This is a genomic window from Streptomyces sp. NPDC051172 (genome assembly GCF_040682555.1).
GTDB lineage: Bacteria > Actinomycetota > Actinomycetes > Streptomycetales > Streptomycetaceae > Streptomyces.
The window spans coordinates 1-26,696 of sequence record NZ_JBFBBE010000075.1 but is presented as its reverse complement, the minus strand read 5'-3'; the positions used below and the strand labels follow the sequence as shown (position 1 = coordinate 26,696).

At 71.0% G+C, this 26,696-nt stretch carries 16 protein-coding genes and 2 pseudogenes; 8 read left to right on the top strand and 10 right to left on the bottom strand.

From position 1 onward, the window contains the following. Positions 1 to 172 precede the first annotated feature (172 nt). From AB0N07_RS34085 to AB0N07_RS34040, 10 genes and pseudogenes are all read right to left on the bottom strand, one after another. Positions 173 to 1,303, bottom strand: coding sequence for a HAMP domain-containing sensor histidine kinase (locus tag AB0N07_RS34085; protein WP_365841800.1), 1,131 nt, complete (start codon positions 1,301 to 1,303; stop codon positions 173 to 175). After that, positions 1,296 to 1,982, bottom strand: a complete 687-nt coding sequence (locus AB0N07_RS34080; RefSeq protein WP_365841798.1) for a response regulator transcription factor — start codon at positions 1,980 to 1,982, stop codon at positions 1,296 to 1,298. The genes AB0N07_RS34085 and AB0N07_RS34080 overlap by 8 nt, the downstream gene beginning before the upstream one ends. A 106-nt stretch (positions 1,983 to 2,088) precedes the next feature. Beyond that, positions 2,089 to 2,220, bottom strand: coding sequence for a hypothetical protein (locus AB0N07_RS34075; RefSeq protein WP_365841796.1), 132 nt, complete (start codon positions 2,218 to 2,220; stop codon positions 2,089 to 2,091). Continuing rightward, positions 2,217 to 4,172 (bottom strand): glycosyltransferase family 39 protein, encoded by a 1,956-nt coding sequence (locus AB0N07_RS34070; protein WP_365841793.1) that lies wholly within the window; start codon positions 4,170 to 4,172, stop codon positions 2,217 to 2,219. Before AB0N07_RS34070 ends, AB0N07_RS34075 begins: the two co-directional genes overlap by 4 nt. 70 nt (positions 4,173 to 4,242) lie before the next feature. Continuing rightward, entirely contained in the window at positions 4,243 to 5,325 is a 1,083-nt protein-coding gene (locus AB0N07_RS34065; RefSeq protein WP_365841791.1) for an NlpC/P60 family protein, read from the bottom strand. Between the two features lie 44 nt (positions 5,326 to 5,369). Further along, positions 5,370 to 5,852, bottom strand: coding sequence for a poly-gamma-glutamate biosynthesis protein PgsC/CapC (locus tag AB0N07_RS34060; RefSeq protein WP_365841789.1), 483 nt, complete (start codon positions 5,850 to 5,852; stop codon positions 5,370 to 5,372). After that, positions 5,849 to 7,333: a poly-gamma-glutamate synthase PgsB gene (gene pgsB, locus AB0N07_RS34055; RefSeq protein ID WP_365841787.1), complete on the bottom strand. Its 1,485-nt coding sequence runs from the start codon at positions 7,331 to 7,333 to the stop codon at positions 5,849 to 5,851. Before pgsB ends, AB0N07_RS34060 begins: the two co-directional genes overlap by 4 nt. A 15-nt stretch (positions 7,334 to 7,348) precedes the next feature. After that, the gene (locus AB0N07_RS34050) at positions 7,349 to 9,592 is read right to left on the bottom strand and encodes a HAMP domain-containing protein (RefSeq protein ID WP_365841785.1); all 2,244 of its coding nucleotides are present in this window, start codon (positions 9,590 to 9,592) and stop codon (positions 7,349 to 7,351) included. 303 nt (positions 9,593 to 9,895) lie between these two features. Further along, on the bottom strand, positions 9,896 to 11,155 hold the full coding sequence (locus tag AB0N07_RS34045) for a hydrolase (protein WP_365841783.1): 1,260 nt from the start codon (positions 11,153 to 11,155) through the stop codon (positions 9,896 to 9,898). Positions 11,156 to 11,424: 269 nt separating this feature from the next. Continuing rightward, positions 11,425 to 11,571, bottom strand: a pseudogene (locus tag AB0N07_RS34040) (transcriptional regulator); the annotation flags it as partial. Positions 11,572 to 11,901: 330 nt separating this feature from the next. Between AB0N07_RS34040 and AB0N07_RS34035 the strand changes: the two are divergent. From AB0N07_RS34035 to AB0N07_RS34000, 8 genes and pseudogenes are all read left to right on the top strand, one after another. After that, positions 11,902 to 13,314: an alpha/beta hydrolase gene (locus AB0N07_RS34035; protein ID WP_365841781.1), complete on the top strand. Its 1,413-nt coding sequence runs from the start codon at positions 11,902 to 11,904 to the stop codon at positions 13,312 to 13,314. Positions 13,315 to 13,563: 249 nt separating this feature from the next. Further along, positions 13,564 to 14,388 (top strand): IclR family transcriptional regulator C-terminal domain-containing protein, encoded by an 825-nt coding sequence (locus AB0N07_RS34030; protein ID WP_365841779.1) that lies wholly within the window; start codon positions 13,564 to 13,566, stop codon positions 14,386 to 14,388. A 279-nt stretch (positions 14,389 to 14,667) separates the two neighbouring features. Continuing rightward, entirely contained in the window at positions 14,668 to 16,212 is a 1,545-nt protein-coding gene (locus tag AB0N07_RS34025; protein ID WP_365841777.1) for an acyl-CoA carboxylase subunit beta, read from the top strand. Next, the gene (locus tag AB0N07_RS34020; protein WP_365841775.1) at positions 16,209 to 17,525 is read left to right on the top strand and encodes a wax ester/triacylglycerol synthase domain-containing protein; all 1,317 of its coding nucleotides are present in this window, start codon (positions 16,209 to 16,211) and stop codon (positions 17,523 to 17,525) included. Before AB0N07_RS34025 ends, AB0N07_RS34020 begins: the two co-directional genes overlap by 4 nt. Before the next feature lie 145 nt (positions 17,526 to 17,670). Further along, a pseudogene (locus AB0N07_RS34015) lies at positions 17,671 to 19,066 on the top strand (MFS transporter). Positions 19,067 to 19,117: 51 nt separating this feature from the next. Continuing rightward, on the top strand, positions 19,118 to 20,497 hold the full coding sequence (locus AB0N07_RS34010; RefSeq protein WP_365841773.1) for an NAD(P)/FAD-dependent oxidoreductase: 1,380 nt from the start codon (positions 19,118 to 19,120) through the stop codon (positions 20,495 to 20,497). Between the two features lie 66 nt (positions 20,498 to 20,563). Next, positions 20,564 to 22,087, top strand: a complete 1,524-nt coding sequence (locus AB0N07_RS34005) for an acyltransferase domain-containing protein (RefSeq protein WP_365841771.1) — start codon at positions 20,564 to 20,566, stop codon at positions 22,085 to 22,087. A gap of 68 nt (positions 22,088 to 22,155) precedes the next feature. After that, the coding region (locus AB0N07_RS34000) for an SDR family oxidoreductase (protein ID WP_365841769.1) at positions 22,156 to 26,696 on the top strand (4,541 nt) is incomplete at its 3' end.

The window sequence follows — 26,696 nt, the reverse complement described above, 5'->3', positions numbered from 1 at the left end:
GCGCACCGCCCACGTCCGCGTCCCCGGCTGGGAGCGACACACCCTGCATGTGCCCGGTTCGCGTGTGGAGCACTGGCCCGGCGTCGGGTACTACCCGCACGAGGAGTCTCCCGAGCGCGCCACTCGGCTCATCGGGGAGTGGTCGGGTACGGCATGACCGCCGTCCAGCGATCTAGGGGGCCCCGCCCGCGGACGATGACTGCGGCGGGCAGGGAAGCCGAATCGTGACGACGAGGCCGCCGGTGGGGCGGGGCGTGAGGTCAAGGGTGCCGTCGTGTGCGCGGACGATGCTGTGCACGATGGCCAGGCCGAGGCCGACGCCGGCGTGTTCGTCGGTGCGTATGCGTTCCGTTCCGCGCTGGAAGGGTTCGGTGAGGGTCGGTACCAGCTCCGGGGCGAGTGGCGGGCCGGTGTTCTCGACCCGCAGCACGCCGGCGTCGTGCCGGGGTTCGGTGTGGACCGTCACGGTGCCTCCGACCGGCAGATTGTGCACGATGGCGTTCTGGACGAGGTTCGTCACCATCCGCAGGACGAGCGCCGCGGAGCCCACGGTCTGTGTCGGCTCGCCGGTGACGTCGAGCGTGATCCGGCGTTTCTCGGCGAGAGGAAGCAGCGTTTCGGCGGCTTCTTCGGCCATGAGGGAGAGATCTACGGGCTCGCGGGTGAAACTCCTGGCGTCGGCGCGGCTGAGCAGCAGTAGGGACTCGGTGAGGTTGATCGCCCGCGTGTTGACGGTGTGGAGGCGCTCGATGAGTTCGCCCTGATCCCGCGAGGGGTCGTTGCGGGCGGCGTCGAGGAGTGTCTGGGAGATCGCCAACGGGGTGCGCAGTTCGTGGGAGGCGTTCGCGGCGAACCTCTGCTGTTCGGCGACGTGGGACTCGAGTTGTTCGAGCATGGTGTCGAACGCGTCGGCGAGTTCGCGGAACTCGTCCTCGCGGCCGTCCATACGGATCCGGTGGGACAGCGATCCGTTCGCGGCCGTCCGTGCCGCGTCCGCGATCCGGGTGAGTGGTACGAGCATCCGGCCGGCGAGGATCCATCCTCCCACCAGGCCGAAGACGAGGAGGAAGGCCAGTGCCGCGGCCGCGGCGGGGACGAAGCCCCGCAGGGCATCGGAGCGGTTGAGCCCGGTGATGATGACGACGCCGACCTTGTGCCGGATGGCTTTGGGGTCGTCGGTCCGCAGCCAGCGGAGCACGAACACCCACATCACGGCCAGCAGGAGGGCGCCGGCGAGGAGAAGGAATCCGGCGTAACTGAGGGTGAGTTTCAGTCGGGCGCTGAGCCCTGGCCGTCTATTCATGAGTGCTGCCGGGTGGGGTGCCACTGTCGATGCGGTAGCCGACGCCGGCCACCGTGGCGATGAGCCATGGTTCGCCGAGGCGTTTGCGCAGGGCGGAGACGGTGATGCGAACGGCGTTGGTGAAGGGGTCGGCGTTGCTGTCCCAGGCCCGCTCCAGCAGCTCTTCGGCGCTGACGACACCGCCTTCGGCGGCGACGAGGACCTCGAGCACGGCGAACTGTTTGCGGGTGAGTGCGACGTAGCGTCCGTCGCGGAAGACCTCCCGGCGGAACGGGTCCAGCCGCAGCCCCGCGATCTCGCGGACGGGGGGCCGGGTGTGCGCGCGTCTGCGGTCGAGGGCCCGCAGCCGCATGACGAGCTCGCGCAGCTCGAACGGTTTGGTGAGGTAGTCGTCGGCGCCGAGCTCGAATCCGGAGGCCTTGTCGTCGATCCGGTCGGCAGCGGTGAGCATGAGGATCGGGATACCGCTGCCGGAAGCGACGATGCGCCGGGCGACCTCGTCCCCCGACGGGCCGGGGACGTCCCGGTCCAGGACCGCGAGATCGTAGGCGTTGACACTGAGCAGTTCCAGGGCGGCGTCTCCGTCGCCGGCGATGTCGGCGGCGATCGCCTCCAGCCGCAGACCGTCACGGACGGCCTCGGCCAGGTAGGGCTCGTCCTCCACGATCAGCACACGCATGCGTGCAGCCTAAGCAGCGGAACATATCGCCGACGTATGCAAAGACGTGCGCACACGGGTTGTACGTCCTGGGCTGCCGATGCCTGCCCGGGCAGGCGGTGGTCCCTCAGGTGAGTTCCAGCAGGCGGATCGCCTCGACCCCGTCGATGCCGGAATCCGTCCCCGCGAAACGCAGGTCCATCAGCACCCCGTCCGGTCCGGGGCCTGCGTGGGCCTGCGGTCGGGAACGGCGCCTCACCGCCGAGGGCTGCAGTCGTAGAGGGCGAAGGTGCCGGCGGTGCGGCGTCCGTAGGCGGCGGGTCGGATGCGGGTGCAGTGGGACTTCACCCAGGTGGTGGCGGGAGTGCTGGGGCGCTGGGTGGTGAGCAGCGCATAGCGCAGTTGGTCGGTGGTGACGAGGCTGTCGAGCTGCTCGGCGGTGGGGAAGGGGGTGCTGCCGGTGAAGCCGCCCATGACGAGGATGGGTTCGGACTTCGCGCGCAGCAGGGGCTCGGCGGTGTAGGCGGCCTGGGTGGCGAGCAGGTACTTCTCGCCGTGGCGGTGCGTGGTGAGGTAGTCGAGCAGGGCGGTGTCCCGGGCGTTGGGCCGGCCGAGCCCTCTCCTCCGCGGAGCGTGGCGCGGATGCGCGTAGTACGACTTGCCGACCGGACCGGCCATCGGCGAGGTGGTGGCGCCCGCGTAGAGCGGGTTGAGTCCGGAGACGGCCCAGCCGGCCGGTACGACCAGGGTGGCCGCGATCCCGGCGGCGAGAGCGGCGTGGACCATCCGCGGGGAGGTGCGCGGCCCGCGGCTCCACAGGCCCACCACACCGCACAGTGCGAGCATCACGGCGACCGGGAGCAGCCAGGAGACGAACCGGGTCGGCCAGTCGAGCACCAGCGCCCACGCCGCCGTCAGAGTGATCCCCGCCGGGAGCGCCAAGTGCCGCCGGCCGCCGCCCACCCCGTGCTCCGCCTCCGGTTCGTAATGCGTCTCCGGCTTGGGCTCGTACGTCGCCTCGTACTCCGATCGGAAGAGCGCGAGCCCGCCGCCGGCCAGCGCGGCGAGCGCCGGGGCGATGACGGCGGTGTAGTAGGCGTGGTTGCCGTTGGAGGTGCTGAACACCAGGGCGTGTATGGCCAGCCAACCTCCCCACATCACGAATCCCGTGCGCAGCGGGTCGGTTCGCGGTTGTCCGGTGCGCCAGAGGATGCCCAGGACCGTGGCAAGCACCGCGAGCGGCAGGAACCAGGCGATCTGCGGGCCGACGCTGTGGTTGATCAGCATGCCCCAGCCGGTGTTGCCGGTGGTGCGGCTGGCTGCGGTGCCCGCGACGGCACCGAAGGCGGTGGCGTCGCTGCTGAAGCGGCTCAGGCCGTTGTAGCCGAAGACCAGGGTGAACGGATCGTTGTTGGACGTGCCGTCGAGGTAGGGGCGGCTCGAGGCCGGCGTCACCCAGGCGATCAGCACCCAGGAGCAGGAGACCGCCAGCGCGACCGCACCGGCCAGCAGGACGCGCAGGGCCCGGTTCAACCGGGTTCCGGGCGCGGCGAGTTGGTAGACCGCGGCGAAGACCGGCAGCACCAGCCACGCCTGCAGCATCTTCGCCTGGAAGGCGAGCCCGACCCAGATCCCGCAGGTGATCAACGGCAGCAGCCGCTCGGTGCGCACCGCCTTCTGCAGCGCGCCGGCGGCCGCCACCAGGAGCAGGGTGAGCGCGGTGTCCGGGATGGTGGCGCGGTTGAGGACCACGGTGACCGGGGTGAGGGTGAGCGTCAGCGCGGCGATCAGCGCGGCGAGCGGACCGGCCCAGGCCCGGACGATCCGGTGCAGCAGCCATACGGTGAGCACCCCCTCGACGACCTGCGGAAACGCGGCCGCCCAGGTGTGCGGGCCGAAGAGCCAGACGGAGACGGCGTCGGGCCAGAAGGCGCCGGGCAGCTTGTCGATGCTGATCGAACCGCTCGCGTCGAGCCCGCCGAAGAAGAAGGCCCGCCAGCTGCCGGCCATCGACCGTATCGCCGCACCGTAGAAGGGGTGGAGTGCGGCGTTCTGGATCCCCCAGGTGTACAGGACCGTGGCGGTGACCAGCACCGCGGCGAGCGCCGGGCGCTCCCAGCGCGGGGCGTCTTCCGGCAGGCCGGAGCGGCGGCCGGGCTGCCGGCGGCCTCGGTGTGATCCGGTGGGCCGGGCGGCGGGGATGGCGGTCATGGCAGTGGTCCTCGGATCGGCAGGTCAGGTGAGGCGGCGGCGCACAGTCGGCGGGATCAAGGCCGCGGGATCACAGGCGGCGGGCCGCCCGGAAGCCGCGGGCGTAGAAGTCGGTGCCGTCCAGCAGTGCGTGGCCCGACATGTCGCCCATGGTCGGGCCGTTCGCGGCGGAGCGGCTGGAGTAGAAGCGGTGCCGACCCTGGTCGTCGAGGCCCATGTACATGCCGCAGTGGTCGATGAAGTCCGGCCGGTCCTTGATGATGGCGAAGAAGACCAGATCACCGGGTTGCAGGACGCTCAGGTCGGTGGCCTGCTGCTTGCCGGTGTGCGGGATCACCATGCGGCCGGGACCGTCGGCGGCGATGGCGAACGCGCGACGCGGCAGGCCGGCTCCCTTGGTGTTGGTGTTGTGCAGGGGGATGCCCATCCGGTAGCCCCACACCAGCCGCTGGAAACCGGAGCAGTCGGCGTCGCCGTAGCGGGCCTTCTCCGGCTGAACGCGCGTGCCGTCCGGGAAGGTCCAGGGCAGGCCAAGATAGTCGTAGAAGTCGGACTGTTCGTCGTGGAAGGCGAAGTCCAGCGGGTTGTTGACCGCGGTATTGCGCGGGCCGAAGTGTGCGGTGCCCGCGTAGCGCACGCCGGCGGCGTTGTGCTTGTCGGGCGCCCCGGCGCTGCTGTACTGGAACGCCACCGCGAAGACGTCCGGGCTGGTGTCGCCGAGCGCCTTGCGGAACCAGCTCCTGAACGAGGCGGACTTCTCCATGCCCCGCTGCCACTCGTGCGGCAGCACCCGCACCCAGGCGTCCGTGGTCACCTTGGCCTCGGTGGTCCGCGGCTCGCTGAAGGTGCGGGTGGGGCCGGTGAGCACGGCCGTACGGGCTCCGTCGGTGAAAGTGGCGAGCGTGCCGCCGTCGGCGGCACGGACCACGGTGCGGGCCGGGTCGGACAGCCGCTCGAAGGTATGGGCGCCGCCGGCCTGGCCGCTCGGGCCGGTGCCCGCTTGGTCGGCGACCGTACCGCCGTGGTCGCTGCCCTGCCTGACATGGTCCCAGGCGTACCCGCCCACCACCCCGGCGGCCGCGACGCCCGCGATCGTTCCGAGCACGTTGCGTCGAGTCGGGTTGCTGCGTCGGCCGACGGGTTTGGAGTGCATGGCGATCCTCCTGGAAGTGTGAGGTGAGCGGGGGGCCGGGCAGGTCAGCCGGTGGGCAGAGCGCCCATCAACAGGCCGGAGACCAGCACCACGTACGTGCCCAGTGTCACCGCCGTGGTCGAGATCACCGTGGCCGCCATGGGCTGCCGGACCATCTGGTAGGAGATCAGGCCGGGAACGATGAAGCCAAGGGTCTGTGACGTGTACAGCAGCGGGAACTCGTGGCTGAGGGCGAGCATCACGGTGGTCTGCATCACCACCGCGCACAGCACCACGGCGGCGAACAGCCGCTTGCCGTAGAGGATCACCGTGCGCTGCAGCAGCTTGGTCATGAAGTACGTGGCTCCCGCCACAAGGACCATCAGCCCGGCCATCCGCACGTCGGTGACGAGCGTGAGGGCGATCCAGCCCGGGGTGATCATCCCCCCGGGGGACAGGTTGGTGGTCAGATAGCAGACGAGCGAGAAGACCAGCCCGAGGGCGATCCCGAGTGCGGCGGTCTGCGGGGTGAGGTTGGCGGGGATCACGGGTTCCTCGTGGACTGGGGCGGATCGTAGGAGTGGTACCGGTTGTCGTGGGAGTGGTGCGGTTCGTCTGCGGTGCTCTGGTCGTCGGGCCGGCCGTGGCGGGCGGCGAACCGGCGGGCGAGGTCGCGCTGTTCGGGGATGCGGAAGGCGTACGTCGGTGTCTCCAGCGGTGCCACCCAGCTGTACGGCTCCGGCTCGGGCGGCCGGGCCACCGAGACCCGCGGCCGGGGTATGGCGATCTGCATGGTCTCCTGGTCCAGGCCGTCGCCGTCGAGAACGGCGTCGAACGGGTCCTCGGAGTCGTCCAGCGGCAGCTCGGCGAGGCATTCCAGGAACAGCTCGCCCTGACCGTGGATGTTGCCGATCGCCACCAGCGAGGAGGCCGGACCGAGTTCGGCGAGCATCGCCGCGGTCAGCTCCTCGGGGTCCCGGCGGTCGCCGCCGAGATCCACCACCCGTCCGGTGAAGCCGGCGGGGATCGCATCGCGGGCGCTTCTGGTCGGATGGCCGATCAGGAACACCGTCTCGGCGGCGAGGTCGGGGACGATGGCGCCCATCTGGCCGTTGCGCTCCACCCGGTCCGGGCGGCAGTTGATGACCACGCTGATCGGCCGTCTGATCGCGCCCAGATCCTCCAGCTGCTTCACGTTCATCAGCGTCGACTCGGGGTCGTTGGCCGCGAAGACGTTGGCGAACCGCAGTTTCTTGCCCTCGGGGGTGACGTAGCGCTCCACCGACAGCACGCCCGGGTCGGGCGGCGCATCCCACATGCCCTGCATCGCGGTCTGCCGCTCCACGCCGAGCAGTTCGGCGACGGCGAGCGCGATCGCCACGTTCTCCTTGAAGGTGAACCAGCTGAAGCCGCGCAGTTCGGCGTCGGTCACCGACTCCGGGTCGACCGCGATCAGACGGCAGTTCCGCTTGTCGGCCTCCTCCTGGAGGATGTGCAGCCGGTCCTGCTCCGCAGTCACGCACACCCCGCCCACCGGCATCGAGCGGGAGAGCGAGCGGGCGACGTCGTCCAGCGTCGGCCCCATCTCCTCCAGATGGTCCTCGCGGACGTTGCACAGCACGCCGATCGTGGAGCGGATCAGCTTCTCCTGATTGGTCTCCTGCAGCGCCGGCATCACCGCCATGCACTCGATGACGAGCGCGTCCGGCCGGTACGTCGCCGCCCGCCGTACGATGCCGATCTGCTCGACGATGTTGGAGATGCCGAACTTCCGGTAGACCGGTTCCTCGGTGGCATCCGGGTGGATGAACCGGGCCGCGGTGCCGGTGGTCTTGGCCACCGTGACCAGGCCGCCGCCGCGCAGCGCCCCCGCACACAGCCGGGTGATCGAACTCTTGCCGCGGATGCCGTTGACCAGCACCCGCGTAGGTATCTGCTCCAGCGAGGCGAAGTGCCGCCGTTGCTCCAGGATTCCGGCGATCCACAGGCCGATGCAGCACAGCAGGACGATGACATAGAGGAAGAGCACGCCGATTCCGTCCTTCTACCGCTGGAGGGTGTTCTCACGCAGGGGCTGGGAGGGCACGGCGGCGGGGCCGGGCCTGGCCGCCCGGTCGCGCTCCGCCAGGGCCTGGCGGATCAGCTCCAGGCTGCGGGTGACCGAGCCGATCTCGTCGTGGTTGACCGGATGCAGCACGGTACGGCGGTCTCCGCCGGCGAGCCGTTCGACGAGGACGGCGACCGCGCGCAGTGGCCGGACCACCACGACATGCAGCCAGCCCAGGCAGGCCGCGCCCACGGCGAGGCCCAGGATGCCGGCGAGCATGGTGCGCTGCTCGGCCTGCACCGCGGGGATCTGGAGCGCTGCCGCGGGCTCCGCGGTCACCACGTGCCAGCCCAGCCGGGCCGTCGGGCCGCTCTGCGCCAGCGGCGCGGCGGCGTCGACCGAGGGGCCGGAGGACGTGAGGTGTACCGCCGAGGTCGCCGTGCCCGCGGTCCCCGGGGCGCTCTGGGTGGAGCGGGCGAGACGGGTCAGGCCGGGGTCGGGCAACGACTGGAAGGCCTGGTAGCCCACGCTGGCCGCCAGCACCTTCTCATGGCCGTCCGTCACCCAGACGCTGCCCAGCTTCGGCCTGGGCAGGACGGAGTTGAGCGCCTTCACGTCGATCTCGCCGAACAGGACCACCCCGGCCGCCCTGGCCTTGCCCCTGACGGCCCGGACCTGGGTGTAGGCGGCGATCGCCGGGATCCGGCCCGAGGTGTTGACGGTGGTGATCCCGCCGCCGTCGGGCACATGGACGCGGGTGCGCAGCGGTGTGCCGCCCACCCTCAGCGTGATGCCGCCCGAGCGGTCCAGGAGATACAGCGAGCGGTACTGCTTGTGATCGGCGAGGGCCCGCCGCAGCACCGCGGTCTGGGCGGCCCGGCTCCTGCCGGGCAGGCCCCCGGCCGCGGCGGTCAGGTCGGTGTACGACTGGTTGAGGGACTGCCGGATCCGGCCCGACGCGATCTCGGTGCGTGCCTGCTGGTCGGCGATGACCGGAGCCGGAACCGCGGTCACGGTGTCCACTCGGTTCAGCAGGAAGACCATCGGTACCGCCCAGCAGGCCAGCACCACCACGCCGAGCACGGCCAGCGCCCGGTAGCCCGGTCCGCGCCGGGCCGGGAAGTCCTCCGGGCCGCTCTCGCCGAGGAGTTGCCGGCGCAGTGAGTCCAGCGCCCGCCCGATCCGGGCCAGTTCCCCGAAGCCATGCACCGGAACAGGCCGGGAGAGCTCCGCCGACGCGGTCGGCCAGTCCTGGGTCGCGCCCCGGGCCAGGCGGCCGGCGGACAGATACAGCCGCAGCAGGGGCCGCTGCACGGAGAAGTACAGTGCCAGGCCGAGCAGCAGCGCGACCCCGGCCAGCGATCCGGCGGCCTCGAGCGCGAAGCGCGAGTAGTCGGCGGTGGTGGCCGTGGCGGGCACCGCGCGGGAGGTGAGCACCACCAGACCGAGGTGGTCGGTGTCGCCCGGGCCGGTCGTCGAGGCGACCTGGGCCCAGCCTGCCACGGTGCGTCGGCTGCCAGTGGCGTCGCCCAGCAGGCTTCCCGAGGCGTCGGTGCCAGTCCCGGATCCGTGTGCCGCGCGGGCCGCCGCCGCGGACAGGCCGCTGTCGGCGGTGCCCGGCGACGCGTTGCCGTGGACCGCGGTGGCGAGCGCCGTGCCGCTCGCGTCCAGCACTTCGGCGGTGCGCCCGTCGCCATAGGCCGCGACGGCGGGGAGCGCCTCGGAGACCACCAGCAGCCACTGCCGATCGGGCCGGTTCGGGGCCTGGTAGTCCTGGTCCGGGTCCTCCTGCTGGGCGGGCAGCGTGAGCCTGGCGAAGTACAGCAGTTGCGGACTGCCGCCTGACGTCACCAGGCGGGGCGGGACCGCCCCGGACGCCGACCTGGCGGCGTTCAGCCCGGCCAGCGGCACTGTCCGGCCGCCGGCCGCCAGCAGACTGCCGGTGTGCCGGTCGAGCAGCACACTGCCGAGGACCGCTTTCCTGGCCGAGGTCAGCGCCTTGAGCGTGGTCACGGGGGTGGAGGTGCTCGTCGCCGGGTACGCGCTCGCGGTACGGCGCACCGTGCTCGCTTCGGCGTCGATCGCGGTGCGCATCGACTGCGCGGTGTCCGCGGCGATCTGCTGCTCCCCGTTCGACACGGCCTGCGGGACAGGCGCGGCGTGGACGCCGTCGAGACCGATCACGGTCAGGGCGGCGACGACCAGCAGAAGTATGACAAGTGAGGCTATGGGCGGGCGCACCCCGCCAAGCATCGGCATATCGGCGCGGCGGCGGATGCGGTGGCGGCGCGGCGCGCGGGGTGCGGAGGGCAGGGGAACGGATCCTTCCTCAACTGGCGTCGAGCGCCCAAATGTTCGAGAGTGCGAACATCTTATCTCCCGCCTGTCACAGAATCATCACACGTTCGCCTCATGTGACGCACGTGTTAATTCGAATCGGCGGGAACAGCAGGCGGCGGCGATACATGTCCGGCCCGCGAAGGGCCGGACCTGCAAGCAGGCCCGGCCCTTCGCATTCAGGGCCCAGTGACCGGTCGACTCCGGTCAGCGGACGAAAGAGATCTCCGGGTACTTGTTGGTCGGCCCGTCGAGCAGCGTGCTGTGCTTGTGGCGCAGCGTCTGGTCGAAGAAGGCGGCGAGATAGTCGCGCTGGACCTGGACCGCCCGGTCCGGGTCGATCGTGCCGTACTGCTGCTCGATCTGATCCTGGGAGAGGCCGAGCAGGCCCGCCTCCTGCGGCACCATCCACTCCTGGTCGCAGAACGACAGGTGCGCTGCGCCATGAAGCTTGATGTCGACCTTGTACCCCTTCAGATGCGACCACAGCGTGCGCCACGAACCGTCGTTGTTGCGGTTGTGGGTGCCGGAGCTGAAGAGCATGAAGGGACGGTCCAGGTCCTTGCTCGGCGCCGTCCCGAAGAACTGGCCGTCCAGGTCGGCACCGGCGGCGATGCGCTTGTCGAGCTGCATGGCGGTGTCGACCGCCCCACCGCCCAGCGACCAGCCGAACATCCCGATACGGGACATGTCCACCGACTGCGCCAGCCCGGCGGGCAGCGTCGCATGGCCGGCGTCCGGGTTGCCGCCACTGCTGATCTTGCCGAGCGCGTTGATGACGAACTTGATGTCCGCCGCGCGCACCTTGAGCGTGTCGGAGGAGTGGGTGCCCGGCGGCATCGCGTTGAGCTCGAGCCGGTTGCCGGGGAACTGCACCTCGTTGGCGTCGTGGGTGTGGTCGACGGTGACGACGAGGTAGCCGCGGCTGGCGAGATCCTGGGCGAGCGCGGTGCCCTGCGCGCGGTCCGAGTGCAGTCCGGTCGAGTAGAGCAGGACGGGCAGCTTGCCGAGCGAGGTCTTCACCGGGGCGAGGACATGGCCCGCGGTCGTCGGCAGGGTCACCTGCTGCGGCGACATCCCGTGCGTGGTGAGGTAGTGGTTCCCGGAGATCGACGGCATCCACGGCGCCTGGTAGTGCCCGGACGTGGCGGTGGCCGGATACCAGAGCGAGACCATCACCTCGCGCTTGCCGCCCACATACGGATCCGTACGGGACGAGTCGACGAGGTGCAGGCCGACCATGCCCACGCTGTTCGGCCCGGTCGGCGCCGGCATCTTGAGCTGCAGACCGGAAGCGGCCGTGCGGTTCGACGTGAACGCCTCCGGGTGCACCGACTTCTGGGCCACCGGCCCCTCGTCGTTCTCAGGCGCCCAGTCCGTCTTCGGCTTCGGTTCGGGCTCGTCGGGCGAGAACCCGGTGGCCGTAGGCGCGTCGGACGTCTTCTCGGCGGCCATCGCCGGCGTCATCCCCACACCCAGCGTGACGGCCAGCGCACCAGCCGAACCGACCGCTCTGGCGATGGCTCTACTACGGGGCCGCGGGCGGCGGTGTTTCAATGGAACCCCCTTGTTCGTCAGCGATCGTAGAACGCGCGATCGACTGCCGCATACCGTACAGCCACGGCGGGGGGCGGACTCACGCGCCCGGGTTGCTGTCAGCCGGCAGGGCGGCCGGGACGGCGCGGGCAAGCGGGGGACGGGTGGCCGGCATCAGGGGATGGGCCCTCCTGCTCGAACGTGAGCCGGTCGAGGGTGAGTTCACCCTCGACGGGATGGCGCAGCCGCCTGGTTCCCGTCGTCCGCAGGGCGACGTCGTGGGCGGCCCACCACTCGCGGAACTGCGGGTCCCGCGCGGACAGTTCCTCTGCCAGGGCGGCAAGCCGCAAGTGTGGCCCTAGCCCGAGTGGAAGGCGACGGCGTCGGTGGACCGGCCGGAATCGGACATGCTGATGGTGCTCCTCGAAAGGTGCATACGGGGGGATGGCTGCCGGCATGGCATCAGATGCGCACCTTGTGAGGGGGAGGGAAATTGCCCCGGTACGGGATTCTCCGAGGTGAACGGCCATAGCACCCACGAAGATTCGCCAAGGTTGTGCATTCTATTGACGGCGGTAAAAAAAGGGCCCTACATTCCTCGGCGTGTTCGCTCAGTGCACTGAGCATCTGCTCCTGCCCCGCCCGTACGCCCACACCCGCCCCCGAGGAGCCGCACCATGCCTGCCGGAACCCGTACGCGCATTCCCCGCACTCGTCTGCGCATCGCCCTGACCGCCCTGGTGACGCTGGCGTCCGCGGCGCTCACCGCCGTCCCCTCACCGGCCGCCCAGGCCGACACCCCGACCGCCGGCCACCTCACCGGCACCCTCTCCGACGGCGCCACCTGGATCGCGGACGTACCCGACCACTGGAACGGCACCCTGCTGCTGTTCAGCCACGGCTTCGGCCCCACGGTCGCCAGGGACGCCCCCACCGACGCCGTGCGCACCGAGCTGCTCGCCGAGGGCTACGCGATGGCCGGTTCGTCGTACGACCCCCATGGCTCGATGTGGGCCCTGAACAGCGCCGAACGCGACCAGTTCGGCACACTCGGAGCCGTCACCGCGAAGATCGGAACCCCGCGCCGCACCCTGGCCATCGGCCAGTCCATGGGCGGTCTCGTCAACGCGCAGCTCGCCCGCGACGGCGGCGGGCGCATCGACGGTGCGCTCGGCCAGTGCGGTCTGGTCGCGGGCGGCACGGATCTGGACAACTACCAGCTGGACGCCGAGTACACCATTGCCCGCCTGCTGCTGCCCGGACAGGACGTGAAACTCGTGCGGTTCGGCACCTCCGCCGAGGCGTCCGCCACCGCCGACCTGCTCACCAAGGCGGTCACCGCGGCGCAGTCCACGGCGCAGGGCCGGGCCAGGGTCGCGCTGGCGGCCGCCTTCCTCAACCTGCCCGCCTGGTCGCCCGGAAAGGACCGGCCCGCCGCGACCGACTGGGCGGGCCAGGAGGAGCAGCAGTACGACTGGTTCGCCCAGGGCATCCTGTCGTTCGTCGAGGGCGGCCGGTACGCCATAGAGCAGTCCGTCGGCGGCAGCAACTCCTGGAACCGGGGCGTGGATTACGCCCGTCTGCTGGCCGGCTCGGAACACGCTTCCCAGGTGCGTGCCCTCTACCGGGCGGCAGGTCTCGACCTGCGGGCCGAACTGCGCACGCTGACCGAGGGTGCCGCGATCACCGCCGATCCCGGCGCGGTCGGCACCGCGCAGCGGACCTCCTCCGCGGGCCAGGGCCTCGAGGTGCCCTTGCTCGACGTGCACACCACCGCCGACAACCTGGTCCCGGTGCAGCAGGAGAACCGCTTCGCCGCCCGTGTGCGTGCCTCCGGCGACGGCCCGCTGCTGCGCCAGGCGTACGTCGAGCGGCAGGGCCACTGCGCGTTCACCACCGCCGAGACCGTGGCCGCCCTGCACGCTCTCGAACACCGCGTCACCACCGGTCGCTGGGACGACGCCGCGACCCCGGCAGCGCTCCAGCGGTCCGCCACCGCGCTCGGTCTGGACGGGGCGGCGTATGTCCCGTACCACCCGGCTCGCTTGACGGTCGGCCGCGAGCGCCCGGTGTACCCCACCGGGCGCTGACCCCGGGACCGCTGATGCCGCTCGGGGTGCGACGACGGTCGTGCCCCGAGCGATGGCGGATACTCGGAGGCGAGGCGGCCGCACTCCCCAGCGGCTGACCACATCGCTGTCCCGCTCCCGTTTGTGATGGAGCCGTGACGGTCGGGTCCGGGTGGGCAGGCTGACCGGACAGGTCACTACCTTGGTAACCAAGGGACAGGCCGTCCGCCCGGTGGTGTGGGACGGTGCAGCCTTAACGGGGAGCAGGATATGAGCAAGCGCGGCACGTTAGGCGGCAGCGCGCACGCCGACCGGGTGTTCCGGGTCCAGCGGGCGTTCACCGAGGTCGAAGGGCAGATGCACGGCCCCGGTGAGTTGGCGGAGGTGACCGGCCTCGACGACTCCACCGTGCATCGCATCCTCCAGTCGGGCGTGTATGACGGCATCTTCGCCCGCGAGGGGCATGGTCTGTACCGGCTGGGGGCCGGTGCCGCACGGCTTGGGCTGAAGTCCCTCGCGCACGCGCCCAACGAGCGTGTCGTGCACGCCGTTCTGGAGGATCTGCACACGGCCACCGACGGGGGGCTGGCGTTCCTCTTCGCCCTGGCGCCCTTCGGAGGGGCCGGGAAACAGTGCCTGGACATGGCTGTCGGCACGTCCGACCTGTCCGAACTCGGGATCACGCACAGGGCGTTCATGGAGGTCTGCCGGTCGCTGCGGACCGGAGCGGCAGGGCGGGCCATCCTCGCCTTCCTGCCGAAGGTCATCCAGGACCGGGTCCTGGCCGAGCCGGTCCCGGACGGGGCGGGGCCGGGTGCCTACCGCGACAACGCGCGGCTGCTGGCCTCCCTGGAGTCCGTCCGCAGGGACGGGCTCGCGGCCGACGTCGAGGAGTGGGCGGCAGGCTGGGTCGGCTGCGCGGCGCCCGTCCGGTGGGACGGGCTGATCATGGGGTCCGTGGCCGTGCTGAAGCCCGGGCACGACATGTCGGCGTGGCCCGGAACCGCCGTACGGGCAGTGCAGCGGGCCGCCGCGCGCTTCACTCCTGCGGACGACGACGGGCCCTGGTCGGCGGAGGCCCCGGGCTCGTACTGAGCATTCCATTGTCCGACGTCCATTGAACGGTACGGCCGCGCGAATTCGCCTTGCCGGAATTCTCCGGGCCGCGACTTCGCCGTACCCGCGAGGGCTGCTCCTATTCACGAGGATCCCCTTCTTCTCGCGTCGCGGGATTTCGCGCCCGCCCGGGTGTTTCTCGCCCTGCGGGAGAGTCGCGGCTTTCCTTGACATGGCACCGAGCGACCCCCGAATAATCGAGAGCGAAAGGAGATCCCAGAAGAGATCCGCAGAGATCCGCCGAAACGGAGGAATGCCATGCGGGACAGCGTCGCCCTCCTGCACGCCACCCGACGCGACGTGGAGCGCGGCCCCGGCTCCCGCGGTACCGAACAGCAGCACGCCCGCGGCAAGCTGACCGCGCGGGAACGGCTGGATCTCCTCTTCGACGCGGGGTCCTTCCACGAGGTCGAGCGGTTTCGGCGGCACCGCGCCACCGGGTTCGGACTGGAGCACCGCAGGCCCCACACCGACGGCGTCGTCACCGGCTGGGGCACCGTGCACGGGCGGACCGTGTTCGCGTACGCCCACGACTTCCGCATTTTCGGCGGATCGCTCGGCGAGGCCCACGCCACCAAGATCCACAAGATCATGGACATGGCCGTTTCGGCGGGCGCACCACTGGTCTCCCTCAATGACGGCGCGGGCGCCCGTATCCAGGAGGGCGTCTCCGCGCTCGCCGGATACGGAGGCATTTTCCGCCGCAATACCAGGGCCTCCGGAGTGATTCCGCAGATCGCGGTGATGCTGGGTCCGTGCGCGGGCGGCGCCGCCTATTCTCCGGCGCTCAACGACTTCGTCTTCATGGTCCGCGGCACTGCGCAGATGTTCATCACAGGACCTGATGTGGTGCAGTCGGTGACGGGTGAGGAAATCACCCACGAAGAACTCGGCGGCGCGGACGTCCACGGCAGGGTCTCCGGCGTCGCCGGCTTCGTCCACGACGACGAGGCCGAATGCCTGGACGAAGTACGGCACCTGCTGTCGCTGCTGCCCTCCAACAACCGTGAGCTGCCGCCCGCCTACCCCTGCGACGACCCCGTGGAGCGTACGAACGACGGGCTCGTCGACCTCGTGCCCGCCGACGGCAGCCGCCCCTACGACATGCGCGCGGTGATCAGGGAGGTCGTCGACGAGGGGGAGTGGCTGGAGACGCACGAGGGCTGGGCCACCAGCGTGCTGTGCGGACTGGCCCGGCTGGACGGGCAGACCGTCGGCATCGTCGCGAGCCAGCCGACCAGCCTCGCCGGGGTGCTGGACATCCACGCCGCGGAGAAAGCCGCCCGGTTCGTCTCCGTCTGCGACGCCTTCAGCATCCCCCTGGTGACGTTGGTCGATGTGCCCGGTTTCCTGCCGGGGGTCGACCAGGAGCACGGGGGCATCATCCGCCACGGCGCCAAACTCCTCTACGCGTACTGCAATGCGACGGTCCCGAGGGTCTCGGTGGTGCTGCGCAAGGCGTACGGCGGCGCCTACATCGTCATGGACTCGCAGTCCATCGGCGCCGACGCCACCTACGCCTGGCCGGCCAACGAGATCGCGGTGATGGGCGCGCAGGGCGCGGCGAACGTGGTCTTCCGCCGGGAGATCGCCGCCGCCGAAGACCCCGAGGAGACCCGTGCCCGACTCGTCAAGGAGTACAGAGCCGAGCTGATGCACCCCTACTACGCCGCCGAGCGCGGGCTCGTCGACGACGTCATCGACCCGGCCGAGACCCGGTCCACGCTCGTCGAGGCCCTGCGCGCGTTACGTGCCAAACACGCCGACCTGCCGTCCCGCAAGCACGGCAACCCGCCGACGTGACCGGCCCCAGGACGCCGCCCGACGCGACCGACGCGATCGACACGGAAGCGGAGCGCATGACTCACCGGCTCAACCCCATCGACGAGGTCTTCCTCTCCATGGAAGGCGAAGTCGGCCTGATCCACGGCCAGTTCCTGCGATTCGCAGGAAAGCCGCCGCCGCTCAAGGAACTGCACGACCACCTGGCGGAACAGCTGCCCGAACTCCCGGGCCTGACGCACCGGTTGACGTCTTCCGGTGGACGGCACCGGCGGGAGCCGGCCGGCGCCTTCGACCCCGCGGCTCATCTGGAAGAGGAGGAGTTCCCGGCAGGGACCTCCCTGGACACGGTCCTGACCGCCCTGGCCCGTGAGCCGCTTCCGCCGAACGCTCCGCCCTGGTCGATGCGGCTTGTGCACGGCTACGCCGACGGGGAGTTCGGGATCTGCTACCGGGTCCACCACAGCGCCGAGGACGGCATGGGCGCGGCCCACGTCGTCTCCGCCCTGTTCGGCGACGGCGGTGCCACGGACGGCCGGCGTGCCGGGGCGGGACCGAGGCCGCTCATCAGCGGTTCCGCGCGCGAACTGGTCCGAGGCACGCTGAGCGTCGGCGCCGGTCTCACCCGCGCGCTGGTGCCCGCCCGGCTGTGGCCCAGAGCGCCGAAGCCCAGCCCCGAGCGCCTCGGCGTGTGCTGCACCGGCGCGACCCGGAACGAACTGCGGGAGCTGAGCCGCCGGTGCGGAGGCACCCTGAACGACGCGTTCCTCATGACGTTGTGGCAGGCGCTCAACGACTGGAGCGCCACGGGCGAGGGGCGCCTGCGGTCGCGGCTGCGCACGACACCCGTCGCGGTACGGATGCCGCTGAGCACCAGACGGCCCGGTGAGGACGCCCTCCTCGGCAACCACCTCACCACCGCGGTGGTCACCCTGCCGGCCCGCGAGACGCCCTTCGACGTCGCCTTCACGCAACTCGCAGGGCGCACCCGGCAGATGCGCGCCCACGGTCTGCGACCGGCCAGCCGGGCGCTTGTCGGGATCCTTCCGTCCGCCCTGACGCGGTGGACGGTCCGGCGACTGCTGAGCCCCCAGGCGTCCCCGCTGTACGCCTCCAACTTCAGCCTGCCCGCAACACTGTCCTTCCGGGGCGCCCCGGCGATCGACGTGACCCCGCTGGGCGTGCTCCTGCCGGGCAACGCCCTTTCCGTGACGCTGCTCTCGCACGGAGAACAGGTGCGGATCAGCTTCCTGTACGACCGCGCGCTCCCCGAAGCGGAGCAGCTGGCCGGCCTCTGGCGCGCTGCGCTGGACACCTTGTCCGCCTCCGCCTAGCCGGACCGTCCAGCGTGCCTGCCCCCGTACGTTCGACGAAGGATCTTCTATGTCCGGTCGGTCTCCTGCCCATGCAACCAGTCAAGCCGGTGGAAGTCGCGGCAACGCCAGGTGGACCCTGGTCGTGAGCGGACTCGCGGTGTTCATGGCCGCGTTGGACAACCTGGTCGTGATCACCGCGCTGCCCGCCATCCAGAAGTCCCTGGGCACGGATCTCCAGGACCTGGAATGGACGGTGAACGCCTACACCCTCGCCTTCGCGGTCTTCCTGATGTTCGGCGCGGCCGCCGGAGACCGCTTCGGACGCCGGCGGATGTTCCTGGCCGGACTCACGGTGTTCACCGGCGCGTCGGCGGCGTGCGCGCTCTCCGGTTCGCCGGGGGAGCTGATCGCCGCCCGGGCCGTGCAGGGCTTCGGCGCGGCCATCGTCATGCCGCTGACCCTGACGCTGCTGACCGAGGCGGTGTCCGAGCGACGGCGGGGCATCGCGCTCGGCGTCTGGGGGGGCGCTGAGTGGACTGGCGGTCGCGCTCGGCCCGCTGGTCGGCGGGGCGGTCGTGGAGAAGATCTCCTGGGAGTGGATCTTCTGGATCAACGTGCCGATCGGTGTCGTCGTGCTGCTGCTCGGACTGTGGCGGCTGGCCGAGAGCAAACACCCGGGTGCACGGCTCGACCTGCCCGGCACCGTGCTGGTGAGCCTCGGCATGCTCGGCGTGGTCTTCGCACTGGTGAGCACCACCGACGACGGCTGGACCAGCGGCAAGGTGCTCGGCTCCCTGATCGCCGGAGCGGTACTGCTCACGGCTTTCGTCCTGTGGGAGCTGCGGACCCCGTCGCCGATGCTGCCCATGCGGCTCTTCCGCAACCGCTCGTTCACCGCCGTCAACGTCACCAGCGCGCTGATGTTCGCGGCCATGTTCGGACTGGTCTTCCTGCTCACCCAGTTCATGCAGAACATCCAGGGCTTCTCGCCTCTGGAGGCGGGCGTGCGGATGCTTGCGTGGACGGCGATGCCGGTGGTGGTCGCCCCCCTCGCCTCCTTCCTGACCGCCTGGATCGGCAACCGGCTCGTGGTGGCCCTGGGACTGCTGGCCGAGGCCGTCGCGCTGGGCCGGCTGGCCTCGGTGTCCCACGTCCACACCGAGTACGCGGACCAGGTCCCCGGTCTGGTCCTGGGCGGCATCGGTCTGGGGCTGTTCTTCGCACCCGTCGCCGAGATGGCGATGAACGTCGTCAGCCCGCGCGAACAGGGCATCGCATCCGGCGCCAACAACACCTTCCGGGAACTCGGCGGAGTCCTCGGCGTCGCGGTACTGACCTCGGTCTTCACCTCGTACGGCGGTTACACCACGCCCCAGCGGTTCGTCGACGGCCTGGTCCCCGCCGCCTGGGTCGGATCCGCCTTCGCGGCGCTCGGCGTCCTGGCGATGCTCTGCGCACCGCGCCGCTCCAGGCAGCAGCAGGCGGCGGAGGTGTCCCGGGCACGCGTCGAACATCAGGACGTGAGCGGGACCCACGCACTTCAGGAGACCAGGAGCTAGCCGTTCTGTCCCGGCACACGAACTCACCGAAACACAACTGGGGGACCTGACATGTACGACGTCATCGTGGTCGGCGCACGCGTCAGCGGCGCGTCCACGGCCATGCTCCTGTCGAGGGCGGGCCACCGGGTCCTCCTCCTCGACCGTGCCGTCTTCCCGGGAGGGAAGGCCGCGGCGACCAACCTGGTGCATCCGCCGGGCATCGCCCGGCTGAAACGCTGGGGGCTGCTGGACCGGCTGACCGCCACGGGCTGTCCGCCCATCCGGGAGTACGGCCTGCAGAGCGGCCGGGCCAGGCTGATGGCCCCGCTTCCGGCGGTCGACGAGGTCGACGCGGCGTACTCCCCGGACCGGGCCACGCTGGACCGGATCCTGCTGGACGCCGCGCTCGAGGCGGGCGCCGAGTTCCGTGAGGACTTCTCGGTACAGGAGCTGTGCACCGACGAGGCGGGCACCGTGACCGGCGTACGCGGACGGTCGGGCGACGGCGCCACCGTGACCGAACACGCCCGCCTCGTCGTGGGCGCAGACGGCTCCAACTCCACCATCGCCCGGCTCACGGGCGCCGAGAAGTACGCCACCCGGCCCGTCCTCAACAAGAGCCACTGGGCCTACTGGGAAGGTCTGCCCCATGACGGCCGGGTGCGCACCCACCGGCACGCCCGCAAACACACCTTCACCTGGCCCACCCACGACGACCTGACCATCGTCGGCGTCGCCCTGCCGACGCGGGACTTCAGGGCGAGCAGCGACGAGGAACGCGACCGGACCGTCATCGAGGCCTTCGAGGTCGTGGACCCCGGGTGGGCCGCGTCGCTGCGCGAGACCAAGCGCGCGGGCCGCTGGATGACGGGTGCCGTACCGAACTTCCTGCGCCGCGCCCACGGCCCCGGCTGGGCGCTGGTCGGGGACGCCGGATACACCCGGGACCCGATCACGGCCGCCGGCATCACCGACGGTCTGCGCAGCGCCGAACTCCTCGTGGAAGCCGTCGAGGAGGGTCTGTCGTCCCCGTGCGGTGCCGGACTGCCGGCCGCACTGGCCCGGTACGGCCGCCGGCGGGACGACCTGGTCACCGGCCACTACCGGTACACCTGTGAGCACGCCCTCATCGCCGACCACAGCCCCGAGGAGATCGAGTTCATCAGGGCGATGAGTCGCAGCGCCACCCACGGCCGGGACATGGTCGGCGTGTTCGCCACGATCGTGGACCCCGCACGGTTCTACTCCGCCGCCAACATCCACGCCCTTCTGGACCACCTGGAGCCCGGTCCGGACATCGGCTGGAAACTGCGGATGGTGCGCTGGCTGGTGCGCGGAAAACCCCGGCACTTCGCCCCCGCCTCCCGGGCCGGCGACCGGCTGATCGCCAGAAACCTCGGCCCCATGGGGCGGTACCTGCTCGACGGCTCCCCACAGCCGGTGCTCTAGCCACCCGCGACGAGCCGGCCACCCACGCCCAAGAACCCCACCTCGTTCAGCAAGGGATCCCTCAGCATGCCCGAAAACACCTCCACCGGCCCGAGCACCGCGTTCGTCTTCCCCGGCCAGGGCGGCTTCGACGGCGCCGCTTTACGGCGGGCGAAGCAGACGTACCCGCAGGTCCAGCGGGTCTTCGAGCGCCTCGACTCCGCGACCGACGAACTGTTCTCACGACGGATCAGCGACGTCCTGTTCGGACCTGAACAGACCGACCTGCGAGGACTGCTCGCGGGCGACTCCTGGTTGTCCCAGGTGGCCATCTACGGCGCCGGCCTCGCCGCCTACGAGATCCTCACCGACCAGGGCGTACGGCCGGACGTGCTCGCGGGCCACAGCCTCGGGGAGATCACCGCCCTGGTGGCCGCCGGAGCCTTCTCGGCCGAGGACGGCGTACGCATCGTCGCGCAGCGCGTCGCGGTCATCGAGCGCCACGACGGGATCGACGGACGCATGGTGGCCCTGTCGGCCGGTGCCGACCGGGTCCGGCTGCTCCTCGGCCTGCTGGACGACCCGCTGCTGGCGGTCGCCACCGAGAACCACGACGAGCAGACCGTGGTGAGCGGTCCCGACGGGGTGCTGGACCAGGTGACGGCGATCGCCGCACAGCTGAACATCGGCGCGATCGAGATCGACGCGCCGTTCCCCTTCCACACCCCGGCACTGGCACCCGCGGCCCCCGAATTCGAGGCGTACGTCCGCACGTTGGACCAGCGTCGGCTCCAGCGGCCGGTGTACTCGCCCATCCTCCAGCGCCACTACGAGCCCGGCGAGGCGCTGGCCGGCCGCCTCGCGGACCACTTCGTCCAGCCGGTCCGTTTCGCGGCAGCGGTGCGCGCCCTGCACCGGGACGGCGTCTCCACGTTCGTGGAGGCCGGCGGACGTGCCGCGCTGTCCAAGCTGGTGACCCGGCTGACCCAGGGCTCGGACGTGCGCTCCTTGCCCACCCTCGCGCTCGACGACGGCGACCGGCTGGCGCTGGACGCGACACTCCGGGAGCTGCGCGCGGCGGGCCTGGCCGACCTGGACGGCACGTCCGGGTCCGGGCCCGGCCTCGCCGAGCTGCTGGCCCCGACCGTTGCCTCGGACCTCTTCGAGGCCTACTGGAAGGCGCACGGGCACGAGGTACGGGAGCGCGTGCGCAGGGATGTGGAGGCCTTCGCGCAGGAGGAGCGCCGACAGGGTCGGGAGCAAGCACAAGCGCAAGCGCAAGCGCAAGCGCAAGAGCAGGAGCCGGCCCCGAGCCCCGCGCCCGCGCACGCAGCCCTGGACCGCGACGAGGTCCTCGGCGAGCTGCGGACCCTGTACGCACAGGCGCTGGAGTACCCGGAGGAGGTCTTCGAGGGCGGAGCGCAGCTGGAGGCCGAGCTCGGCGTCGACTCGGTCAAGCAGGTCGAGCTGCTCTCCCGGGTCTCCCAGCGCTACGAACTGCCGCCCCGCGAGGCCGACTTCCGGCTGGCGCCCTACAACACGCTCGATGCCATCGCCGACTTCGTGATCGCGGAGCTGGAACGGCACCCCGAGCCGGCACCGGCGGGCTGATGCCGGACCGACACCACGGACACCACGGACACGACGGACGCGACGGATTACGAAGGACACGGATTTCGATGAGGGACCTCACCGGCAAGGTGGCGCTGGTAACCGGCGGGTCGAGGGGGATCGGAAGGGCCATCGTGCGGGACCTGGCCGCACGGGGGGCCGACATCGTCCTCAACTACTTCCACTCGCACGAGCAGGCCAAGCAGACGCGCGACGAACTCGTCGCGGAGGGAGCCCGGGTCGATCTCGTACGGGCCTCGGTGGCCCGGCAGGAACAGGTCGAGAGGATGTTCCAGGAGGTCGACCGGCTGCACGGCAGGCTCGACATCCTCGTCAACAACGCGGCGAACGGCGCCCTGCTGCCGCCGGACGAGATCACCGAGGACCACCTCGACAAGGCGATCGAGACCAACTACAAGGGCGGACTGCGCTGTTCACGGGCCGCGGCACCGCTGATGGCGCGGGGCGGGGGCGGCTCCATCGTCACCGTGTCCGCGTTGGGCGGCTCGCAGATGGTGATGGCCAACTACTCGGCCTGCGCTCCGGCGAAGGCGGCCGCCGAGGCCGCCGCCCGCTATCTCGCGGTGGAACTGGCGCCCTCGGGCATCCGGGTCAACATCGCCTCGGCCGCCATGCTGAGCAGTGAGGTGGCGGACAAGTTCCCCGATGCCGGGAAGATGCAGGACGTCATCGCCCGGGCCACCCCGTGGGGGCGGCTCGGCAGTCCGGAGGAGTTCGCCGCTCTGGTCTCCTTCCTCGCCTCCGACGACGCCAGCTGGATCACGGGACAGGTCGTCCTGGCCGACGGCGGCCTCACCCTCGGCGCCGCCCTTCTCTCGCCACCACCATCCGTCTCGCCTCCGACGGAGGCCGCCGAGGCGCCCGAAGCCGACACTGAAGAACCCGTCGAGTTCGGTGACGATGCCATCGCCGTCGTCGGCATGGGCATGGCCGTCGCCGGGGCCAACAGCCCCGACGAGTTCTGGAAGCTGCGTACGACAGGCGACGAGCTCTTCGTCAAGGTCCCCCGCGAGCGCTGGCAGCACGACAGCTTCCACTCGTCCGACCTGGCCGCCGAGGACAAGGCGTATGCCGAACAGTGCGTGTTCATCACGGACTTCGCCGCCGCCGAAGGGTCCCTGGAGGGCATGCCGGACAGCCCGGAAGAGGCGGAGCTCACCACCAAGTGGCTGCGCCACAGCCTGGTGCAGGCGCTCGACGGCGTCACGCGCCGCGACACCGACAGGTGCTCCTTCGTGGTCGGCTACACCCCGGACGGCAGCCAGCACCTCGAAGAGGCGGGCGTCCTTGCGAGCGCGCACCGGCTGACGCACGGCATCGTCGACGACCTGCGGGTCCCGGACGAGCAGCGGGACACGCTCCGCGAGGGGATCGACCAGGCCCTGACCGACCGGTACCGGCGCGGCGCCCGCTCCCCCTCGCGCTTCCTGCCCCACCGGGTCGGCGAAGTGGCCATGGACGGCGTCCTTCCGCCGTCCACCGAACTCCACATGGTCGACACCGCCTGCTCCTCGTCGCTGTACGCCGTCGACATCGCGGCCAAGGGCCTGCTGATGGGCAAGCAGGACATCGCCGTGTGCGGTGGAGCCTTCGCCCTGGCACCGCGCGGCACCGTCCTGTTCTCGAAGCTCCAGGGACTGTCCAAGCGCGGCACCGTGCACGCCCTCGACGAGAGCGCCGACGGCGTGATCTTCGCGGACGGCGCCGCCCTCGTCGTACTCAAGCGGCTGCGCAGGGCCCAGCAGGACGGCGACCGGGTGCTCGGGGTGCTGCGGGCCTTCGGCTCGTCCTCCGACGGCAAGGGCAAGGCGATCTACGCACCCAACGCTCAGGGGCAGAGTCTGGCGGTGCGGCGGGCCCTGGAGGGCGGTGAGGTCGACAGCAGCGACGTGCAGTGGATCAACGCGCACGCGACCGGCACGCCCGCCGGTGACCTGGAGGAGTTCACCACGCTGCGGGAGCACTTCGGCACCTCCGCTCCCACGGCCGTCACCTCCAACAAGTCGCTGCTGGGGCACACCGGTTGGGCCGCCGGTGTCGTCTCGCTCATCGAGAGCCTCAAGGGCCTGGAGCAGCACACCATCCCCGGCCAGTTCCGTCTCGACACCCCGCGTGCCGACTTCCGGCTCGCGGACACGCGTCTGGAGGTCGGCGCGGAGCCGAGGCAATGGCCCGAGGGCGGGCAGCGGCCCCGGCTGGCGGCCGTGTCCGGGTTCGGCTTCGGAGGTACGAACGCCCATCTCATCGTCTCCGAGCACCGCCCGCGCGCCGAGGCGGCCGAGGCGCGGACCCCGGCCACGAAGGCGCCCGCCACCGACAGCCGGGTGGCCCTCGTCGGCTGGTCGGCCCATGTGCCGGGCCTGGACGGGCGCGAGGACGTGACCGGCTGGCTGAAGGGCGGCCGGCCGCCGCTGGACAGCTTCGGAGCGGACTACCCGGTGCCGCCGTTCAACAAGGTCCGGCTGCCTCCCAAGACGATCCGCGCCCTGGACCGGTGCCAGCTGATGATCCTCGAGTGCGCGCACGAACTCCGGGACCGGATGCCCGACTTCTGGAACGAGCAGGCCCCGAAAACCGGGGTGTTCGTGGGGCACATGGGGCCGACCAGGGCCGCGATGCTGTACGCCAACCGGTGCTACCTGGACGACATCGGCGAGGCACTCGGCGCGTCACCCCTCGCCGGATCCGCCGAGGTGCCCGGGGTACTCGACCGGCTGCGGGAACAGGTGCGGTCCATGATCCCGGAGTCCAACGAGGACTCGTTCCCCGGTCAGATGCCCAACATCATCTCCGCCCGGGTGGCGAACTACTTCGACCTCAACGGCTCCAACATGACGCTGGACTCGGGCTTCGCCTCCGCCCTCTCCTCGATCACCCTGGCCGGCCGGTATCTGCGGACCGGGGAGCTGGACTTCGCCCTGGCCGGCGGGATCAACGGCAACAGCCTCCCGGAGTACCGGTCCCTCGTCGGCGACCTGCTGCCCGAGCAGGAGGAGCAACTGGCCGAGGGCGCCTTCCTGTTCGCGCTGACCACCGAGGAACGGGCCCGGCGCGCGGGCCTGCCCGTTCTGGCCTACGTGGACGAGACGCTGGACGAAGCGGCTGAGCACGAGGCGGTCGTGTGCGGGGCCGACGCCCCGGAGAACGCCCGCTACCTGGGCGCGGCCGGAGGCCTGGCCGTCCTCAGGGCCCTGCACGGCCCCGCGGGGACAGTGACGGTCTCCAGTGCGGAAGACGCAAGCGCCACCGGGCCCAGGCTCAGGCTGACCATCCCCGGCGGCCGCACCACCGCGACCCCCGAAACGCTTCGTGACGGCTTCCGTTCGACCACCCACACCGAAGCCGGCGAGCCCCTGCGGGTCCGGCGTCGGGTCCCGGTGTGGGAAGCCGTCCCGTCCCGCCCGGCCCGTGAGCCGGTCCCGTTCCTGCCGGACGGCGCCGTCGTCGTCACCGACGCACCCGACCTGCTGGCCCGCGCGGCAGGCCCGGACTCCGCGCTCACGGCGCTGTCCACCGCCCCGCTCGACACCCCCCGGGCCGGCTGGCACCACCTGTCGCGGGTCACCCCCGAGGCCGTGCGCGAGGCACTGTCCGGCACCGCCGGGCCGATCACCCGGCTGCGCATCCTGAGCGATCTCAGCCGTGCCGTGCCACCGGACCAGGACCTCGCCGCGGACGGCACAACCTCGCTGCTCGCTCTGCACGATGCCGCATACCTTGCTCTGCAGTTCGCCTACGACGATCTTGCCCGGCCCGGTTCGGCCGTGACGATGCTCCTGCTGGGCGCCGTTGAGGACGGCACACCGCACCCCTTCTCCGGTCTCTTCACCGGCCTCCTGAAGACCGCAGGCCTGGAACTGTCCGAAGGCGGCAGCCTCGCGTACCTCAGCTCCGGCGGTGACGTATCGGCGGCGGTACGCAGCGTCGAGGAGGAGAGCGCTGCAGCCCGCGACTTCCCCGTGGTCGTCGAGAACGACGGGGCGCGCGGTACCTGGCGGTTGCGGGACGAGCCGGTCACGCTGGACGAGGACACGCCCGTCGCACTGGACCGTGACTCGGTGATCGCCGTGGCCGGCGGCACCCGGGGGATCACCGCGGAGGTGGTCAAGTCCCTTGCCAGGGAGTTCGGTTCACGCATCCACGTATTCGGCAGCAACGCCCTCGACGCCCATCCGCCCTCCGTCTTCGCCGGTACCGACGAGGAGTTCGCCGCGGGGCGGGCCGCGTACATCTCCGCGGAACTCGCCAAGGGCGGGGGCCGGAACGTCGCCGGCATCACCAAGGACTTCGACCGGATGCTCAACGCGCGTGAGTCCCGGCGCAACCTGGAGGAGATGGCGGCCCACAGTGGCGCCGACCGGGTCACCTACCGCACCTGCGACATGCGCGACGGCGCCGAGGTGGAGAAGGCCATCGGCGAGGTGCTGCGGGAGCACGGCCGGATCGACCTGCTCATCAACGCCGCGGGGCTCCAGCGCTCGGCACTCATCAAGCAATGCCGCGAAGTTAAGGATTCGCAGTCGGTGTCAACTGGGGCCGGGCATATAGGTGGAGCCTCTGCTGTTCAGCGGATCGACCAAGATCTTTC

Excerpts from the sequence above, each read along its gene's own strand:
- AB0N07_RS34085 (WP_365841800.1), bottom strand. The coding sequence starts at position 1,303 with ATGAATAGACGGCCAGGGCTCAGCGCCCGACTGAAACTCACCCTCAGT.
- AB0N07_RS34080 (WP_365841798.1), bottom strand. The coding sequence starts at position 1,982 with ATGCGTGTGCTGATCGTGGAGGACGAGCCCTACCTGGCCGAGGCCGTC.
- AB0N07_RS34070 (WP_365841793.1), bottom strand. The coding sequence starts at position 4,172 with ATGACCGCCATCCCCGCCGCCCGGCCCACCGGATCACACCGAGGCCGC.
- AB0N07_RS34065 (WP_365841791.1), bottom strand. The coding sequence starts at position 5,325 with ATGCACTCCAAACCCGTCGGCCGACGCAGCAACCCGACTCGACGCAAC.
- AB0N07_RS34045 (WP_365841783.1), bottom strand. The coding sequence starts at position 11,155 with ATGACGCCGGCGATGGCCGCCGAGAAGACGTCCGACGCGCCTACGGCC.
- AB0N07_RS34035 (WP_365841781.1), top strand. The coding sequence starts at position 11,902 with ATGCCTGCCGGAACCCGTACGCGCATTCCCCGCACTCGTCTGCGCATC.
- AB0N07_RS34030 (WP_365841779.1), top strand. The coding sequence starts at position 13,564 with ATGAGCAAGCGCGGCACGTTAGGCGGCAGCGCGCACGCCGACCGGGTG.
- AB0N07_RS34025 (WP_365841777.1), top strand. The coding sequence starts at position 14,668 with ATGCGGGACAGCGTCGCCCTCCTGCACGCCACCCGACGCGACGTGGAG.
- AB0N07_RS34010 (WP_365841773.1), top strand. The coding sequence starts at position 19,118 with ATGTACGACGTCATCGTGGTCGGCGCACGCGTCAGCGGCGCGTCCACG.
- AB0N07_RS34005 (WP_365841771.1), top strand. The coding sequence starts at position 20,564 with ATGCCCGAAAACACCTCCACCGGCCCGAGCACCGCGTTCGTCTTCCCC.